This is a genomic window from Methylobacterium sp. CM6246 (assembly GCF_054818005.1).
In genome coordinates this window covers 3,775,031-3,792,310 of sequence record NZ_JBTXKY010000001.1, presented here as the reverse complement: position 1 = coordinate 3,792,310, position 17,280 = coordinate 3,775,031, and the positions used below count along the sequence as shown (strand labels likewise).

The 17,280-nt window shown below is 73.8% G+C and carries 15 protein-coding genes and 1 pseudogene; 11 read left to right on the top strand and 5 right to left on the bottom strand.

Going from position 1 to position 17,280, the window contains the following annotated elements:
* Positions 1–98: 98 nt before the first annotated feature.
* From ACYQPG_RS18460 to ACYQPG_RS18425, 8 genes and pseudogenes are all read left to right on the top strand, one after another.
* A complete protein-coding gene (locus ACYQPG_RS18460) occupies positions 99–416 on the top strand; it encodes a hypothetical protein (protein WP_147941205.1) in 318 nt (105 codons plus the stop codon).
* Between the two features lie 93 nt (positions 417–509).
* The gene (locus tag ACYQPG_RS18455) at positions 510–956 is read left to right on the top strand and encodes a GlcG/HbpS family heme-binding protein (RefSeq protein WP_147910811.1); all 447 of its coding nucleotides are present in this window, start codon (positions 510–512) and stop codon (positions 954–956) included.
* Positions 957–1,021: 65 nt separating this feature from the next.
* Entirely contained in the window at positions 1,022–1,888 is an 867-nt protein-coding gene (locus tag ACYQPG_RS18450) for an alpha/beta hydrolase (RefSeq protein ID WP_461231446.1), read from the top strand.
* A gap of 301 nt (positions 1,889–2,189) precedes the next feature.
* Positions 2,190–3,989: a sensor histidine kinase gene (locus ACYQPG_RS18445; protein ID WP_461231445.1), complete on the top strand. Its 1,800-nt coding sequence runs from the start codon at positions 2,190–2,192 to the stop codon at positions 3,987–3,989.
* Positions 3,990–4,281: 292 nt separating this feature from the next.
* A complete protein-coding gene (locus tag ACYQPG_RS18440; RefSeq protein WP_147910802.1) occupies positions 4,282–4,590 on the top strand; it encodes a hypothetical protein in 309 nt (102 codons plus the stop codon).
* A gap of 201 nt (positions 4,591–4,791) precedes the next feature.
* Positions 4,792–5,484 carry a carbonic anhydrase gene (locus ACYQPG_RS18435; RefSeq protein ID WP_147940186.1) on the top strand — a complete coding sequence of 231 codons (693 nt, stop codon included), beginning with the start codon at positions 4,792–4,794 and terminating at the stop codon, positions 5,482–5,484.
* 5 nt (positions 5,485–5,489) lie between these two features.
* A pseudogene (locus ACYQPG_RS18430) lies at positions 5,490–7,054 on the top strand (SulP family inorganic anion transporter).
* Positions 7,055–7,325: 271 nt separating this feature from the next.
* Entirely contained in the window at positions 7,326–7,649 is a 324-nt protein-coding gene (locus ACYQPG_RS18425) for a hypothetical protein (protein ID WP_419828440.1), read from the top strand.
* An 88-nt stretch (positions 7,650–7,737) separates the two neighbouring features.
* Here the strand turns inward: ACYQPG_RS18425 and ACYQPG_RS18420 are convergent, their stop codons facing one another.
* From ACYQPG_RS18420 to ACYQPG_RS18410, 3 genes are all read right to left on the bottom strand, one after another.
* The gene (locus tag ACYQPG_RS18420) at positions 7,738–7,959 is read right to left on the bottom strand and encodes a hypothetical protein (RefSeq protein WP_419828441.1); all 222 of its coding nucleotides are present in this window, start codon (positions 7,957–7,959) and stop codon (positions 7,738–7,740) included.
* Between the two features lie 282 nt (positions 7,960–8,241).
* Positions 8,242–8,949 (bottom strand): hypothetical protein, encoded by a 708-nt coding sequence (locus ACYQPG_RS18415; RefSeq protein ID WP_461231444.1) that lies wholly within the window; start codon positions 8,947–8,949, stop codon positions 8,242–8,244.
* Positions 8,950–9,072: 123 nt separating this feature from the next.
* Positions 9,073–10,173 (bottom strand): replication protein RepA, encoded by a 1,101-nt coding sequence (locus ACYQPG_RS18410; protein WP_419828444.1) that lies wholly within the window; start codon positions 10,171–10,173, stop codon positions 9,073–9,075.
* Between the two features lie 734 nt (positions 10,174–10,907).
* Between ACYQPG_RS18410 and ACYQPG_RS18405 the strand changes: the two genes are divergently transcribed.
* Positions 10,908–11,738, top strand: a complete 831-nt coding sequence (locus ACYQPG_RS18405; RefSeq protein ID WP_461231443.1) for a TrmH family RNA methyltransferase — start codon at positions 10,908–10,910, stop codon at positions 11,736–11,738.
* A 128-nt stretch (positions 11,739–11,866) separates the two neighbouring features.
* On the top strand, positions 11,867–12,121 hold the full coding sequence (locus ACYQPG_RS18400) for a hypothetical protein (protein ID WP_461231442.1): 255 nt from the start codon (positions 11,867–11,869) through the stop codon (positions 12,119–12,121).
* 165 nt (positions 12,122–12,286) lie between these two features.
* Here ACYQPG_RS18400 and ACYQPG_RS18395 read toward each other — a convergent pair whose 3' ends face one another.
* Together ACYQPG_RS18395 and ACYQPG_RS18390 are read right to left on the bottom strand one after the other, a co-directional pair.
* The gene (locus tag ACYQPG_RS18395; RefSeq protein ID WP_461231441.1) at positions 12,287–14,389 is read right to left on the bottom strand and encodes a sensor histidine kinase; all 2,103 of its coding nucleotides are present in this window, start codon (positions 14,387–14,389) and stop codon (positions 12,287–12,289) included.
* A 236-nt stretch (positions 14,390–14,625) separates the two neighbouring features.
* Complete coding sequence (locus tag ACYQPG_RS18390; RefSeq protein WP_419828446.1) at positions 14,626–15,516, bottom strand: polysaccharide deacetylase family protein; 891 nt, start codon at positions 15,514–15,516, stop codon at positions 14,626–14,628.
* A 187-nt stretch (positions 15,517–15,703) separates the two neighbouring features.
* Here ACYQPG_RS18390 and ACYQPG_RS18385 point away from each other — a divergent pair, with 187 nt between their 5' ends.
* Positions 15,704–17,137 carry an MFS transporter gene (locus tag ACYQPG_RS18385; RefSeq protein ID WP_461231440.1) on the top strand — a complete coding sequence of 478 codons (1,434 nt, stop codon included), beginning with the start codon at positions 15,704–15,706 and terminating at the stop codon, positions 17,135–17,137.
* The last annotated feature ends 143 nt before the right edge of the window (positions 17,138–17,280 follow it).

Below are 17,280 nucleotides of genomic sequence, written 5' to 3'. Positions count from 1 at the left end.
ACCGCCCTGCCCCCGGGATCGTCCCGGAACCGGAGGCCCGGAGCGGCGTAGGCGGCGGAGACAGCGCCGTCGCGCTCCGCACAGCCCGAGCCCACACCATGCGCCCCGCGCCCGCCCCGATCCGCGCGGCCCTGCTGCCGGCGGCGCTGCTTCTGACGATCGCCCCGGCCGAGGCCCGCCCGCGGCCGAGGGAACCGCACCACCGGGCGGCGTCCGATCTGCGGGCGGCGTCCGACATGGACATGACGCTGGCCCGCATGGCCGCGCGCGACCGGCTCCGGGGCTGGCGGGTCTGGCAGCAACCGCGCCCCCCGGGGCGTGCCCTGCCCCCGGCCAGCCGGGAGCGGGTCGCGGCCCCACCGTTCACCGGCTGGGGCTACGGCGGTACGATCCCGGGGGCCGGGCCCGGTTTCTAGAACCAATCCTGGCTTCGACGCGCGCTGACGCCGAACCGCCGCCCCCGCCCCTCCACGGGGTGCCGCCGAGAAGACCGCTTGCGAGGATCCGCGATGCCCGCCATCACCCGCCCCGCCGCCCGGCTCACCCACGCGGCGGCCCTCATCGCGCTCCAGGCGGCCGTCGCCCACGCGGAGGCGATCGGGGTGCCGGAGGTCGTTGCCGTGGTCGATGCCGACGGCAACCTGCTCGCCTTCCTGCGCATGGACGGCGCCAAGCTGCTGTCCCGGGAGAGCGCGCTGGCCAAGGCGGTCACCGCCGCCTCGAACGGTGCGCCCACCGGCGGGCTCGCCGCCGACCTCGCCGTGACGGTCGGCCTCGCCACCGGCGGGCGGCTGACCAACCTGCCCGGCGGCCTGCCGATCGTGATCGACGGCGCCTGCCTGGGCGGCATCGGGGTCGGGTCCGGCGCCAGCGACCAGGACGTGGCGGTGGCCCGCGCCGCCCTGCGGGCGATCGGCGCGCAGGATCACGGCACCGCTCCCGGCACTACTCCCTGAACCCGGCCTCGACCCGGGTCGGGCGGGCTGGCATGGTGTGGCAGGAGGTTGGGAGACAACCCACGATGGCTCTGACGTTCCGCCTGGACGATCCGACCCAAGCCGACCCGCGCCGCCGCTGGGCCGAGCTCGACCGGGACGCGCGCAGCGCCTGCTACGACAACACCCGCGCGGTCGCCGACAGCGCCGCCCAGGTGGCCGCCCGCGACGCCGCCTCGGCCGCCTACCGGGCCAGGCATCCGGCCGGCCTCGACATCCCGTACGGAACCGGCCCCCGCAACGCCCTCGACCTCTACCCGGCCCGCGACGCCTCGGCGCCCGGCCTGGTCTTCCTCCACGGCGGCTACTGGCAGCGGGGTGCCCGCGAGCTGTTCGCCTGCTTCGCCGAGGGGCCGAACGCCGCCGGCTGGTCGGTGGCGATGGTCGGCTATACCCTCGCCCCGGAGGCGAGCCTGACCCGGATCGCGGACGAGATCGGCGCGGCGCTGGACTGGATCGGCGCGCACGGCCCCGCGCATGGGATCGGCGGCCCCCTGGTCCTGGCGGGCTGGTCGGCGGGCGGGCTGCTGACCGCACTCCAGCTCGGTCATCCGGCGATCGCCGCGGGGCTCGCGATCTCGGGGGTCTACGACCTCGCGCCGATCCGCCAGACCACCCTCGACGACAAGCTCAACCTCACGGAGGCGGAAGTCGAGGCGTTGTCGCCCCTGCGCCGTCCGGTGGTGGGCAAGCCGCTCTGCCTCGCCTACGGAAGCCGCGAGCTGCCGGCCCTGATCCACGACGCCCGCAACCTGCACGCCCTGCGGGCCGCGGCCCACGCGCCGGGTCCCCTGCTGCCGGTGCCGGGCGCCGAGCATTTCTCGGTTCTGGGCGAGCTGCGCCGGCCGGACGGGATCCTGGTGCGGGCCGCGCACGCGCTGCTCGGGGGCTGAGGCTCGGCGACGGGGCGTCGCGTGCGGTCGCGTGCGGTCGCGAACGAAAGGCTGCGGTGCACGGATGCATCGCCGCAACATGCAGTTGCACGAACCGCGGCTCAGGTCGCGATACGGTCTTGCTGAGCCCTCCCGCGCGTGCTGAGACGGGCGGGCACGGACGCGACCCGCCTCGACCCGGGGGGACCGACCGGGCCGGGGGAAGCGGATGCGAGCGGTCGCCCGGTCGGGCCCTGCAGCGGCGTCGGGATCGCAAGCCAGTCCCGGAGGCTTGGCCGATTCCGGCCGCCGGACACCCAAGGTGCCGCGGCTGCGTCTCGCGCTGGCCCTGGGCTTCGGGACGCTCGGGTTCCTCGCCGCCCTGGCGCTGGCCATCCTGGTGAGCCGCGAGGCGACGCGCCGGCTGGAGGCCGAGGTCGGCGGCCAGCTCGCCGAGATCGCCGGACAGATGGCGCGCAGCCTCGATCTCGGCATGTTCGAGCGCTGGCGCGACATCCAGATCGCGGCCACCTCAGACAGCCTGCGCGATCCCGGGGCCGGGACCGACGCCAAGCGCGCCGTGATGCGGCGCCTCCAGGAGACCTACCCGGCCTACTCGATCATCGGGCTGATCGACCCGGACGGGCGGGTCGCAGTCACCAGCATCGGCGCGCTGGAGGGGGCGGACGTCTCCGGCCGCACCTATTTCCAGGCGGCCCGCGAGCGGCCGTTCGTGGGGGACGTGCACCCGGCCAAGCTTCTGCAGGCCGTGCTGGCGCCGGCGGTTCACGGGCCGGCCATCCACGAGCCGCCATTCCACGAGCCTCTTCGCCTCCTCGACCTCGCCGCCCCGGTCAGGGACCCGGACGGGCGCCTCCTCGGGGTGCTGGCCGCGCATCTCGACTGGGTCTGGGCGCGCGATATGGCGCGCAGTCTCGAAGGCTCGCTCCGGAGCCATCGCGGCGGCGCCGAGATCCTGATCCTGTCCCACGACGGCACCGTGCTGCTCGGACCGCCGCCCCTCCAGGGCAACCGCCTGCCCGAGACCGTGCTGTCCGGCGGGCGCGCCCTCGACCCGCAGGGCACGAGCCGGGTCGGACCCTGGCCCGACGCCGCCGCCGGGTATCTCAGCGCGAGCGCGCGCACGAACGGCGAGCGCGATTATCCCGGCCTCGGCTGGCGGGTCGTGGTGCGCCAGAGCGCGGACCGGGCCCTGGCCTCGGTGGCGGCCCTGCGCTGGAACATCCTGGCCGCGGGCAGTGCCGTGGCGCTCGCCGCGGCCGTCCTCGCGTGGCTGCTCGCCGGCCTGATCGCCCGGCCGCTGCGGGATCTGGCCGCGGCCGCCGGGGCGCTGGGTCGCGACGGGCCCCTGCCGCCGCTGCCCCGGGCGATCGTGCGCGAGGGCGCGATGATCGCGGACGCCCTCACCGGGGCGGCGGACGAGCTCGCCCGGCGCGGGGAGGCCCAGCGCCTCCTGATCGACGAGTTGAACCACCGGGTGAAGAACACCCTGGCCACCGTGCAGTCGATGGCGGCGCAGAGCCTGAAGGATCTCGGCGACGGGGCGGCGGCGGGGCGCGAGGCCTTCGAGGCCCGGCTGCTCAGCCTGTCCCGCGCCCACGACGTCCTGACCCGCGAGAGCTGGCTGAGCGCCGACCTGCGCGGGATCGCCGGCCAGGCCCTGCGTCCCTTCCAGGGGCCCGAGGCAGGGCGCATCGCCCTGGCCGGACCGGACCTGCGGCTGCCGCCCGAGATGGCGCTCGCGCTCACGATGATCCTGCACGAGGTGTGCACCAACGCGGTCAAGTACGGCGCCCTCTCGGTCCCGGCCGGGCGGGCGTCCTTGGGTTGGACCCTGGAGGCCGGCCCCGGCGGCCGGACCCTGCGGATCGCCTGGCGCGAGCGCGGGGGCCCGCCGGTCGCCGCCCCGTCGCGGCGCGGCTTCGGCACCCGCCTGCTGGAGCGCGGCCTCGCCGGCCGCGACAGCGCCGCCCTGGCGTACGAGCCGGACGGCCTCGTCTACACCGCGACGGCGCCGCTGCCCGCCGGATTCCGGCCGGAATCCGGGTCCCCGCGGGATGACGACGGACCGGCCGTCGATATCCGGCACGGCGCGGGCTGATCCGGTCCCGCCGGGGCGCGCCCGCTCCCCACCTCCGGCCGTCGATCGCGGCCGACCTGCCGGGTTGCCACCGGTCCGATGGAGCGGTCGGTGCCGTTTAATCCATGGCCTCAACGACGCTTTATCGACGCCGTGCGATCCCGCACCAAGTATATCGCTGAAACGGATTAAATTTTACATTGATCGACTGTGTTCAACCGCACATCTACTTTGTTCGACTGCGGCTATGTTCGAGGCATCGGCTCAGGACGCGGTGTCCCGGCCAGCACGACGAGCACAGGCGGAGCCTCCCATGACGCGGAACCGAACACAGCGTTTCCTGGCCCTCGGCCTCCTGGCCGGTGCCCTTGCGCTGCCGATGGCGGCCCAGGCCGGCGAGGGCGGCAGCGGCAGCCGGCAGGTCGCCGGCGGCGGCCACATGAGTTCCTATGTCAGCGATCCGTCCCACGATCCGCGTTCGCTGCATTCGCAGCGCCTGGGCAGCGGCCAGCTCCTCGGCGCCCCGATGATGCATGACCGGGGCACCGCCACGGTCTCGCGTGGCAGCGTGGTCGATCCGCACTGGGCGTCCGGCCATGTGGAACGCCGCACCCGGCGCTGAGCAGGCCCCCGGGCCGCCCGGACCCCGGTCGGGCGGCCACCTTGCGATCTCCCCGTATCCGATCGGACGCCGCGCCGGGACGGTGCAGCGCCCAAGCTCCCGGGCGCCGATCCCTGTCCGAACCTCGTCCCGGCCCGATCTCCCAGACCCGATCTCTTAGACCCGATCTCCCAGCCCGCCCCAGCCGCAGAGTTCCCGCACGTGAACAGCATCATCCAGGGCATCGCCAGCTTCCAGGGCAGCGTCTTCCCCGGCCAGCGCCAGATGTACCAGCAGCTCGTGCGCGACGGTCAGCACCCGAGCGCGCTGATCATCGCCTGCGCGGATTCCCGGGTCTCGCCCGAGCACATCACCCAGGCGGGGCCGGGCGACTTGTTCGTCTGCCGCAACGCCGGCAACATCGTGCCCCCGGCCTCCGACGTGATCGGCGGCGTCTCCTCGGCGATCGAGTACGCCGTGGTCGCCCTGGGGGTGCGCGACATCGTGATCTGCGGCCATTCCGATTGCGGCGCCATGAGCGGCCTGATGAGGCCGGAGCTCCTGAAGAAGATGCCCAGCGTCGCGGCCTGGCTGCGCCACGCCGAAGCGGCCGAGCGCATCGTCTGCGAGGCCTATCCCGAGGGCATGGACCCGCAGGAGCGTCACCGGGCGCTCGCCCTGGAGAACGTGGTGGTGCAGCTCGCCAACCTGCGCACCCATCCGAGCGTCGCCGCCGGCCTGGCCAAGGGCCGCTTGCGCCTGCACGGCTGGTTCTTCGAGATCGAATCCGGCGCGCTGCTGGCCTATGACGGCACCACCGGGCGGTTCCGGCCGATCGCGGAGGCGGACATGCCGGTGGCCCAGGCTCCCGCTTCGGCCTCCGCCCTGGCCGGCGACCGGGTGCAGGCGGCGTGAGCGGCGTGTCGCTCGCCGGCCTGCGCGACCGGCTCGGGCCGGGCAGCGCGGTCCGGACCAGCCTGGCGCGCGACCTGCCCGCCTCGTTCGTGGTGTTCCTGGTGGCGCTGCCCCTGTGCATGGGCATCGCCATCGCGTCCGGGGTGCCGCCCGAGCGCGGCCTGATCACCGGTCTCGTCGGCGGCATCGCAGTCGGGCTGATCGCCGGCTCGCCGCTCCAGGTCAGCGGGCCGGCGGCGGGGCTCGCCGTGATCGTCTACGGGTTCGTGCAGGCGCACGGGCTCGATGCCCTGGGCCCCGTCCTGGTGGTGGCCGGCCTGGTCCAGCTCGCCGCCGGCGCCCTGCGGATCGGCGGCTGGTTCCGGGCGATCTCGCCGGCCGTGGTGCACGGCATGCTGGCCGGCATCGGCATCCTGATCGTGCTCGCCCAGGTCCACGTCCTGACCGACGCCATGCCCCAGGCGAGCGGCCTCGACAACCTCGTGGCGATCCCGGCCGCGTTCTTCGACTTCGTCACCGGGGCCGGCGACCGTCCCGGCGCGGTGCTGGTCGGGAGCGCGACCATCGCGGCGATGATCGCCTGGGAGCGGCTGCGCCCGAAGCGGCTCCGGCTGCTGCCGGGGGCGCTGATCGGGGTGCTGGCGGGCAGCCTGGTGGCCGGGCTCGGCGGCCTCGCGGTCAAGCGCGTCGTGGTGCCGGACGGGATCTTCTCCGGCCTCGCCCTGCCGAATCCGGAGGCCTGGGCGCGGCTTGCCGAGGCCGAGATCGTCATGATGGCACTGGTCATCGCGGTCATCGCCAGCGCCGAAAGCCTGCTCTCGGCCGCCGCCGTCGACCGCATGCATCACGGCCCCGGACCCGGTTCGACCGGGAACTGGGCGCGCAGGGCATCGGCAACCTGATCTGCGGGCTCCTGGGCGCCCTGCCGATGACCGGGGTGATCGTGCGCTCCTCCGCCAACGTGCAGGCCGGGGCGGTCACCCGGGCCGCCACGGTGATGCACGGGCTCTGGATCCTGGCCTTCCTGGTCGCCCTGCCCTGGCTGCTGGCGCTGGTGCCCACCGCGAGCCTCGCCGGCATCCTGGTGGTCACCGGCTGGCGGCTGGCGAGCCCGGTCCACGGCCTGCACCTGCGGGCCCGCTACGGCTGGACCACCGCGGCGATCTGGTTCGCCACGATGGCAACCGTGGTGGCGGTGGACCTGCTGAGCGGGGTGCTCACCGGGCTGGCCCTGAGCCTCGCGCAGACCCTGCCGAGCCTGCGCAAGGGGCGGCTGCGGATCGAGCACGCCGCGGCCCCGGAGGTCCCGGGCGTGCCGGAGCTGCGGCTGTCCGGGGCGGCGACCTTCCTGCAGCTGCCGACCCTGACGGCGGCGCTGGAGCGCACCCCCGTGGGCGGCGAGGTCCACCTCGCCACCGGGGACCTCGCGGCGATCGACCATACCTGCCTGGAGATGATCGGCGACTGGGCGAGCCGGCGCATGGCCGCCGGAACCCGCGTCGCGGTGGTCGGCGGATCGGGCCTCCCGCACGACCGCCTCGCCGCCGCGGTCGCCGCCCCCGCGCAGTGACCGTGCGGTGACCCGCAAAGCGACAAGCAGCCCTCGCCGCACGGCGCGACGGGGGCTGCGTCTCGGCGTATCGGCGAAGGAATGGCGGCCGACCCGTGATCGCCGGCCGGGTCGATGATTGTGCTGGCCCGCACCGGACCTCCGATCCGCAATCTTCGCCTTCGGTTAAGACTGAATCTTCGCGCCCTCTTAAGACGCCATCGCCACACTCGCCCCGCCACCCGCTGTCCGGGATCCGCCGGACGCGCGTCCTCGGCAGGGAGCGTCGCCGATGTTCAGGTTCCTCGCGGTCCCGGTCGCCTGCCTGGCCCTGGCCGGAGCCGCCGCCGCGCAGGACCAGGCCGTCGTGGCCGGAGCGATGCCGATGCCGGCGAGCCCCGCTCCGGAGGTTCGGCTCCCGGACCCCGGGGCCCGCCTCGACAGCCTCGCGCTCCGTCACCCGGAGCCCGAGGCCGCCCAGACCACGGCCTCCCTGAAGAGCCCGGCCGACCTGCCCCGGGAGGCGCTCGGACCCGCTCCCAGGCCCGCCCCCAGGCCCTGGTGCGCGCAGGAGCGGCGCGTCGGCACAGGGGCCGGATTCTGCCTGATCAACTAGAGCCGTTCCCGATGCGACGCGCTCGCCGCCGCCGAACCGGTATCCCCTTCGGCGGCGCGCGCTCGCGGTCCGGGACCCGGCGGCGTGCTCAGGGGGCAGCGGCGGCCGGGAGCGGATCCGGAAGACCCGCGTCCCCCTGCGGGGCGCAGTCGAGGGACGCGACCAGCAGCACCAGGAATGCCGCCACGATCGCCGCGGCGGCGAGTACCCGCGTGAGGATCTCCGCGTGCCCGCGGGCGGCATGGATCACCGCACAGCCCAGCGCGAAGGCACAGGCCTGAGCGGCCGGTGTCACCAGCGCCATCGTCATCGGGCCGCCTCCCGGAGGGCGGAGCGGGATCGCGCGGCGCTGGGCATCCTTCACGACCTCCAAGCCGGCCCGCACCGGAGCCGCCCGTCCGGTAAGCCCGGCCCGCACCGGCTCGGGTGCGGGCCGGGACCCTACGCGCGGACGGTGCGCCGGCGCCTCCCCCATATGGGTCGAATACCGGCTGCAACCGGGTCCGGCGCGCCGCTCCGAAGGGGCGGTGTCACGCCATCGTGACCGGCCGCGGATCGCTCGATCGGTTGGCGATCCGGGACCGCCGCGGCCTCACGCGTCCGGATCGTAGCCCCGGACGGGCCGCGCCATCCCGGCGCCGGCCTCCAGCCCGGCCAGGGCATAGGTGGCCTCGGCGACCCGGAGCAGGGGACCTCCGGGGCCGGACCGCTTCCACAGGCGGGTGTTGAGGGCCGCCACCGGATCGCGCCCCGGCAGGGTGAAGCCGCGGGCCAGGAGGATCTCCAGGATCTCGCCCGCGTGCAGCGGCCGGCCGGCCGCCAGGATCGCCCCGCAGGCCGCCTCCACCAGCGCCCGGCCGTAGCGGCGGGCGCCGGCGGCATCCTCCGTGAAGGCGATCGCAAGCGGGATTCCGTTCGGCCCGGCTTCCGGCTCCAGGCGCTGCGGCTCCAGGCTCTGCAGCTCCCGGCGCTGCGGCACGGCCTGCAGCCCGACCGGACCGGCCTCCGCATCCTCGAGATCGGTCCAGGCCGGGCGGGCAGACGGCTGCGCGATGTCCGAGCGGCCGGTCTCGGCAGCGGCGGCGCGGGCGGCCGGCGCTTGCCGGAGCGGCGGCTGGACGGCGCGATCCGGCCCGTCCCCCCGCCCCGGATCGGCGACGGCCGGGCCACCCTGCGCACCGCTCAGGCGCCGGCCGAGTTCCAGGTAGAGGACGAGGTCGGCGATCTCCCGGTCGATCGCCTCGCGCTGCCGCCGCAATGCGGAGAGCCGGGCCTCGATATCCTGTTCCGACAGACCCATCCGATGTTCCCTTCACCCGAACGGAACGTCTAGCTCATTCCGTTCGCAGAGGGAACATTCTTTCCGAACCGCCGCGCCGCGATGCATTCCCACCAATGGGACAAAGGGAACAAAGGGAACGGATCACATTCCCTTCTGGCGTCCCTTCATTCCCTTCGCGGAGGCGGGGCGCGGCGGCACCAGCAGCGCGCTCGGGTCGGCCGGGTGCAGGGTCAGGCCGCCATCGTCGAGCACGAGCGGCAGGCGCGGAAACACCTCGCGCAGATGTGCCAGATCGGCCTTGAAGGCCTGCCGGAAACTGCGGATCGAGGCGTTCTCGGCGCCGAACTGCGCGTGCAGGTTGTTCCAGGTCAGCCGCAGCGGGCGCTGCAGGGACCGCAGCCGGTAGCCGGTCCAGAACAGCAGGTCGAGCTTGCGCGCCGAGCCCGAGAAGGCCCGCGCCGCTCGCACATCCACGGGCAGCGCGTGCTTGATCAGCGTCTCGTAGAATTCCAGATCGAAGCGGACCGTCCGCCCCGCCTCCTCGTCGCCCTCGCCGGCGCGCGGACGCCACAATTCGAGGCTGCGGAACGGCGGCACGTTGAGGGTTGTGGCGCTGTCGCGCCCATCCCAGAGGCCGATCTGCATGGTGCAGGCGGCCAGCCGATTCAGCTGCTCCTTGAACTGCCGGATGGTGCCGCGCTCGCCGCCCGTGACGGCAAACCCCATCTCGCGCATGAAGCCCGAGAGCGTCTCGGCGACCTTCACGGTCGGGCTGCGCTGGCGCACCGCCTCGGTGCAGAGGTGCAGCAGCACCAGCCTGGCCTTCGGACCGTAGGGCAGCCCCTGCGGCGCGAAGGCGCCGGTCTCCGGATCCTTGATCCGCCCGGCCATCAGGCTGAGCGAGTTGCGCCCGTAGGTGCGGGAGAATTCGCGCACGGGACCGGGGTCGCGATAGGGCAGGCCGCAGAGCGCCAGCACCGAGTGGATGTGCTGCAGGCTCGACGGCAGGGCCGGCTCGTTCTCGATCACCAGGCGGACCGCGTCGCGTCGGCGCTGGTCGCGCGATAGCTGGGCCCGGCGGAGTTCCTGCTCCCCGAGAACGGCGGCCTGCGCGTCGCGCTCGCGCTGGCGATGCAGCACGTGCTCGACGATCTGGGCGAACAGGAAGCCGCCGCGCGCCGCCTCGATCTCGGCCCGCAGATCCGCGTCGTGGATCCCTGCGATTTTCTCCTCGATGCCCATCGTCCCTCAGCCCGAGCCGCACGCCGACACGTCCCTCCCGGAAGGCGGAGGGGCGGCCCGATCCTGCCATGCCACGATTCGACGGCCGGGGCTCCGGTCCGGTCCGGCTTGTCCCGGCAATCCACGGTTCCCCGGGGTTCTCGCGCGGGGTTGCGGCGCAGAGTTGCATACGGACGGATCGGGGACATCGGCCCACGCAGAGTTCGATACGCCCGGGTCCCGGCCGTCTATCCCCGCATTCCACCGTTCCGGGCCGGAATCCGCGCCGAATCCGATACGGAACCGCGCAGAATCCAATGCACCCCCCGGCTGGATCCGCGCAGACTCCGATACGAGGTCGCGCAGAGTCGCATGCGCATCCGCGCAGAGTCGGATACGAAAAGCAGGCTCAACCCTCTGACGAAGATCATGAATTCGGCACCCCATATAGTCTTCCGAACTGACTCTCTGAAAGATTCCATCTTGATAATCTTCCTACTTAACGCGGCGCTCGTTCGGTCTGAAGAACACACTCGGTTCCGTCGACATACACATGGTTTGAAGGGAATATCCCGGATCCATCCACAGATCGGGGCGCCCGGGGAGAAGTTGGCATTCAGGGAATCCGGGTCCGGGGCGCCCCGGACCCGATGTTTCCGACGGCGTCGGGTTGACGTGGGCTGTGCCGCCCGGTTTCTCGGACCGACCCATTCTGGAAAGGCCGTCCCGATGCTCCCCTCCCCGATCGCGTTCCGATGACCGGCCGCCGCAACGACGGCCGCCCGGGCGGCCCGCCCCGGTCCGGGTTTCGGCCCGGCTTCCGGTCCGGCGGGCGTCCCGGCGGATCCGGGCCGCGGCCCGAGTCCAGGGGACCCGATGGCGCCGCGGTGCTGTACGGCTGGCACCCGGTGGTCCAGGCGCTGGGCAACGCGGAACGCGGCCTGCACCGGCTGCTCGCCACCGAGAACGCGGCGGCCCGGCTGACCGAGGAATTCGGCGATGCCCTGCGCATCGCCCCCGAACTGGTCCGACCGAGCGAGATCGGCCGCCTGCTCGGGCCGGACGCGGTCCACCAGGGCCTGTATCTCGAGGCCGAGCCCCTGCCCGCCCCGGGGCTCGACGACCTGCCGGCCGACGCCCTGCTGCTGGCCCTCGACCAGATCACCGACCCGCACAATGTCGGGGCGATCGTCCGCACGGCCGCGGCCTTCGGGGTCGCCGGCATCGTCACGACGGTGCGGCACGCGCCGGGCGCCACCGGGGTCCTGGCGAAATCCGCTTCGGGTGGGCTGGAGCACGTGCCCTTCGTCACCGTCCGCAACCTGGCCGAGGCGCTGATCGAGCTGGGCGAGCGCGGCTACACGCGGATCGGCCTCGATTCCGACGCGCCCGCGAGCCTGGACACCCTCACCGTCGCCCGTCCGCTGGTGATCGTCCTCGGAGCGGAGGGGAAGGGCCTGCGCGAGCGGACCCGGACCTGCTGCGATATCCTGGCCCGGATCCCGTTCTCGGGGGCGATCCGCAGCCTCAACGTCTCGAACGCGGCTGCGATCACGCTCTACGCCCTGGGCCGGCCGCCGGCCTGAAGGACCGCCGGATACGGCGCGGAAACAAAAATTCGCCCGCCCGATTCCGGGGATGACCTAGGCAAGTCCAGCACCCTGCCGTAGACGTCGGCAGTAGAGGGGGGCGTGGGCTGGTAGGCGTGCGCTGAATGCTGGACGATGCTTTGACGTATGGCGGTGGGGCCTTCAGCCTGATCGCCGTCGGCGTGTGGCTGTGGCTCGCCCGGCGGGCCTTCCCGAACTTCGAATCCTTCGTGAAGGGGTTCGACGACGAGCTGCGCCTGGGCGCGAGCCCGGAGGAACGGGCCCGCACCGCCCGCTGGCACCAGGTCCGCCAGGCTGCCGTGGCCCTGACCGCAGTCGGGGCGCTGTGCCTGTGGATCGGACTGGCGATCCCCGACTGAGCGGACACGATCCGGGATTCGCAAGGTCCTCTTGGATTCGCCAAGCCGGTTGGATTTGCAAGGCCGTCGACCTCTCGCGGGTGCGGGCGGGGCCCGCTCTCCTCAGGGGTTGCGCCCCGGAACCCCGCCGAAGGGTTGAGCCCTTCGGAACCCCGACGGGCCGCTTTACGGCTCGGCCCGGAATCCGGCGAGCGGGGCGGTGAGGGTGCAGACCAGCCCGTCGCGGTGATAGTCGAGCGCGGCCCGGCCGCCGACCGCCCCGGCGAGCCCCCGCTCGATCAGCCGCGAGCCGAAGCCCCGGCGCGTCGGCGGCGCCACCGGCGGGCCGCCGCTCTCGCGCCAGACCAGGGTGAAGACCGGGTCCCCGGCCGCGTCGGGGGCCGTGTCCCATCCGACGTCGACCCGGCCCGTCTGCGTCGAGAGCGCGCCGTACTTCGCCGCGTTGGTGGCGAGTTCGTGCAGCATCAGGGCCAGCGACAGGGCGGCCGCCGGCCCGATCAGGAGATCGGGGCCGGCGAAGCCGAACCGGCCGGGATCGTCCTGGTGCAGCGCCAGGCTGCCGGTCACCACCGCGGCGACGCTGGCGGCCTCGGGGCGGCCGGCGAGATGGCCGGCCAGCAGGATGTCGTGGGCCTTGCCCAGGGCGACCAGGCGCGCCGCCAGGGCCTCGCGGGCCGTGTCGATGTCGGGGGCGTTGCGCAGGGTCTGGGCGGCGATCGCCTGCACCAGCGCCAGGGTGTTCTTCAGCCGGTGCGACAGCTCGCTGTTGAGCAGGTTCTGGTCCGCCTCGGCGCGCTTGCGCGCCTCGATGTCGGAGACCGCCACCACGGCGCCCACGACTTTGCCGGCCGGGTCCCGGATCGCCTCGCCCGCGATGGCGATCCAGCGGCGCGTCCCGTCGGGCTGCTGGTAGCGGACCTCCAGCTCGGCCCGGGCCGCCTCGCCCGCGCAGATCCGGGCGAGCGGGAATTCCTCCGGCGCCACCGGTCTGTCGTCGGCGTGGTAGGCGACGTAGGCGCCGTACGCCGCACTGTCCGGCGCATAGACCGTGTCGTGGCCCAGCACCTCCCGGATGCGCCGGTTGCCCATGACGATGCGGCCGGAGGGCGCCTCGGCGAGCAGGATCCCGACCGGGACCGTATCCATCACGGTGGCGAGCCGGGCCTCGGCCGCGCCGACCTCCCGGGTCTCGGTGAGGCTCGCCGCGACCGTGCCGGCGATCAGCTGCACGACCGCCAGGTCATCCGGTGTGAAGGCATCCGGTGTGAAGGCATCCGGTGTGAAGGCATCCTGCGTGAAGGCGTCGGCCCGGGCGGCGCGCAGCTCGAGGATCCCCGACGCCGCGCCGCCGAGCTGCACGGGAACCGTGAGGGCGGCGTGCATGCCGGGTGCCGGCGGCAGGTCCGCCGGCGGCAGCTCCGCCGTCCGCAGGTCTGCCATCCGGTCTGAGCCGGGGGTCGCCGCACGGGCCGGCAGCGCCGGCTCGGCCGACCCGCCGGCGAGCGGCCGGCGCAGGCCGACCTGGTGGGCGAGGCTACCGGCCGCCGAGCGGTAGACCAGATCGGACCCCTCGCGCAGGGCGGCGGCCCCACCCTCGGCCTCCGGCACGGCTGCCAGGGCGGCAGCCACCAGGAGATCCAGGATCGCCCCGCGGTCGCCGGCACCCGGCAAGGCCGCCACCAGATCCGCCACCACGGCCCGCTGGGCCAGCAGGCGGTCGCGTGCCGCCCGGGTCTGGCGCAGCTCCAGCCGGGTCGCGGCCAGCTGCGCCAGGGTGGCCAGGTCCTCGGCCGCCTCGGGATCGAGACCCCCGGGCCGGGGGGCTGTGTCGAGCACGCAGAGGGTGCCGAGGCGCCGGCCCGCCGGGGATTCCAGCGCGGCGCCTGCGAAAAAACCCAGCGCCGGTCCGGCCGCGCGGCGCGGGTCGGCGCGGGCCGGCGCATCCGCCGTCAGGTCGGGAATGACCAGAACGCCCGGGCCGTCGGGGATACGCGCGAGGATACCGGCGAGCGCGTCTGTGGGCGCAAGGATGCCTGTGGGCGCAAGGCTGCCTGGGGGCGAAAGGATGCCGGCCCCGAACCCGTCCGCGGCCTCGGACCGGGGCCGGTCCCCGGTGTCGAGGCTGAGCAGAGCCATCGGGGCCCCGCAGGCCCGGCGGGCCATGCGGAGAAGGTCCTCGAAGCCCGGTTCCGGCGCGGGATCGGGGACGGCGCCGGCCACGGCCGCGCGGCAGTACGGGTCCCGGGTGTCGGACCTGGTGTCGGACATGGCGGCGTGCGCGGCGGCGTTATCGATGGGCGCGGATACTGCCGCCTCCGGGGCAACGATGGCGGCAGCAAGGCTGACCGCAAGAAAATCGTGACCGGGATCGTTATCGCGCACGTCGAGTGCGGGTTTTCGCGCTGAGGCGCGCGCGAAAACCCGATGGCTCGTCTTGAATACCGGGTCCGAGATCGGGCCATCGGCGGGTGCGGGGGTGCGGGTGCGGGTCGTCTCGGCTCCGGTCAGCCGGACACCGCCACGGCGTGCGCTGCGATCGCGCCCGCCGTGGTGATCCAGACCCGGTCCCGATGGGCCGCGATATGGGCGAGCGCCGCCCGCAGCGGTCGCAGCCGGTGGGGCTGGCCGACGATGTAGGGATGGAGCGCGATGCCCATCACCAGCGGCGCCGCGGCGGATTGCTCCAGCATCTCGTCGAAGGCGTCGACGAGCGCGTCGGCGAAGTGGCGGCCCGTCTCCTTGCGGGCGACGATCGCCGGGATGTCGTTCAGCTCCTGGGGATACGGAATGGCCAGGATCCGGCCGCCGCCCCGGGTCGCCATCCAGGTCGGCTGGTCGTCGTGGCACCAGTCGAGCAGGTAGCGGTAGCCGGCCTCGGCGAGCAGGTCCGGCGTCACCCGCGACTGCGAGATCCAGGGGCCGAGCCAGCCGGCCGGCGCCCGGCCCTCCGCCCGGGTCAGGATCGCGGTGGCCTCCGCGATCAGGGCGCCCTCCTCCGCTTCGGACAGGGTGCCCTGCCGCTCGGCATTGGTGCGGCCGTGCCCGACGATCTCGTCGCCGCGCGCCCGGAACGCCTCGATCAGGCCCGGGCAATCCCGGTAGAGCCGGCTGTTGACCAGCACGCTCGCGGGCAGGCCGAGGCCGTCGAGGGTGTCCCGCAGCCGCCAGGCCCCGACCCGGTTGCCCCAGTCGCGCCAGCCGTAATTGAGCACGTCCGGCTGCGGCCCGCCCGGGGCGAGCTCGGCCCCGAGCCCCGCCCCGAAATCGAAGGTCTCGAGGTTGAGCCCGACATAGACCGCGAGCCGCCGGCCCCCGGGCCAATCGTAGACCGGCCGGTCCGGGAGGGCGCTGTAGCGGTAGCGGCCGTGCTGCGCGGCCGAGGGAGCATCATCCATCGCGGGTCCAGTGTCCGGGGGCGCCCGGGCAGATAGGCCGGATCCGATCCGGCGCCATGCCTGTCCGGCGCCATGCCTGTCCGGCGCCATGCCTGTCCGCCGTCATGCCTGTTCCGGCAGGCGGGCCTGCTGTACCGGGGTCGGCACGGGACCGCGCGGCGGTCCGGGTGTCGAGAAAGGATCCACCGTGCCGCTTGCCGCCACAGCTCGGGAGGACGGGCGTCCGGTCGTCTCGGACATCGCCGCGCGCCTCGAACGGCTGCCGATGTCGCGCTACCAGCGAAAGATCTTCGCGATCATCGCCTCCGCGTGGCTGGTCGACCAGATCGACGTGGCGCTCCTGACCTTCCTGCTCGGCTCGATCGTGGTGGCTTTCGGGCTGAGCCCCACGGAGGCCGGCCAGCTCGCCGCCATGACCTTCGCGGGCCAGCTCGTCGGCAACATCGTCGCCGGCACCGCCTCCGACCGGTTCGGCCGCAAGGCGGTGTTCCAGGTGACCATGGTGGTCTGGGGCCTCGCGAGCCTCGCGGCGGCGGCCGCCTGGAGCCTGCCCGTGCTGATGGCCTGCCGGTTCCTGATCGGGGTGGGCGTCGGCGGCGAGGCGCCGGTGGCGCAGGCGATGGTCTCCGAGATCGTCCCGGCCCCCGTGCGCGGCAAGTACATCGCGATCCTGGAGGGGTTCTGGGCGGTGGGCTACGTCCTGTCCGGGGCGATCAGCTTCTTCGTGCTGCCCTATCTCGGCTGGCGCTGGGCCTTCGTGGTGGTCGGCCTGCTGTCGCTGGTGGTGCTCGCGGTGCGCCGCTCCATGCCCGAATCGCCCCGCTGGCTCGCCGAAACGGGCCGGCACGCGGAAGCCGACGCCGTGATGACCACGATGGAGCGCGCGGTCGAGCGCGCCACCGGCCGGCCCCTGCCCCCAATCACCCCGCAGGTCGCCGCCGCGGTGGCGGAGACGGTCGCCGATCGGATTCCCGGGCCCCGGCTGAGCGCGGTGGCGACCCTGTTCGCGCCGGCCTACCGGCTGCGCACCGTGATGGCCTTCGGGTTGTGGTTCTTCGCGCTGATCGGCTTCTTCGGGCTCAATTCCTGGATCGCGGTGCTGCTCAAGGAGCGCGGCTTCTCGATCGTCGGCTCGGTGGGCTTCGTGACCCTGATCACCCTGGGCGGCATCCCGGGCTTCGCCGCGGCGGCCGTGCTGCTCGAGCGGATCGGCCGCAAGCCGACCACGGCCCTGTTCCTGATCTGCGCGGCGGCCGCGGCCTGGCTGTACGGCAATGCCGGCGGCGAGCCCGTGCTGACCGTCGCCGGCGTCACGGTGACCTGGCTGTTCGTCGCGGGCTTCGTGATGCAGTTCTTCATGTTCGGCATGTGGAGCTGCCTCTACGCCTACACGCCGGAGCTGTACCCGACCCGCGCCCGGGCCACCGGGGCCGGCTTCGCCTCGGCCTTCGGGCGGATCGGCGCCATCCTGGGGCCGATGATCGTGCCGGTGCTGGTGCGCGATTACGGCCCGGCCACCGCGTTCCAGGTCGGCGCGGGCGGTTTCCTGATCGCCGCCCTCCTGGTGCTCACCCTCGGGGTCGAGACCCGCGGCAAGGTGCTGGAGGCGGTCTCGCATTGACGAGACCCGCCTGCCAGGGACGAGATCGGGTTTCCAAAGGGCTCAGCCCTTTGGCGGGGTTCAGGGGCGGAGCCCTTGAGCGCACGGCCCGAGGCCCGATAGCAGGGCTCCGCCCTGCACCCGCACAAGGTCTCGACCTTGTG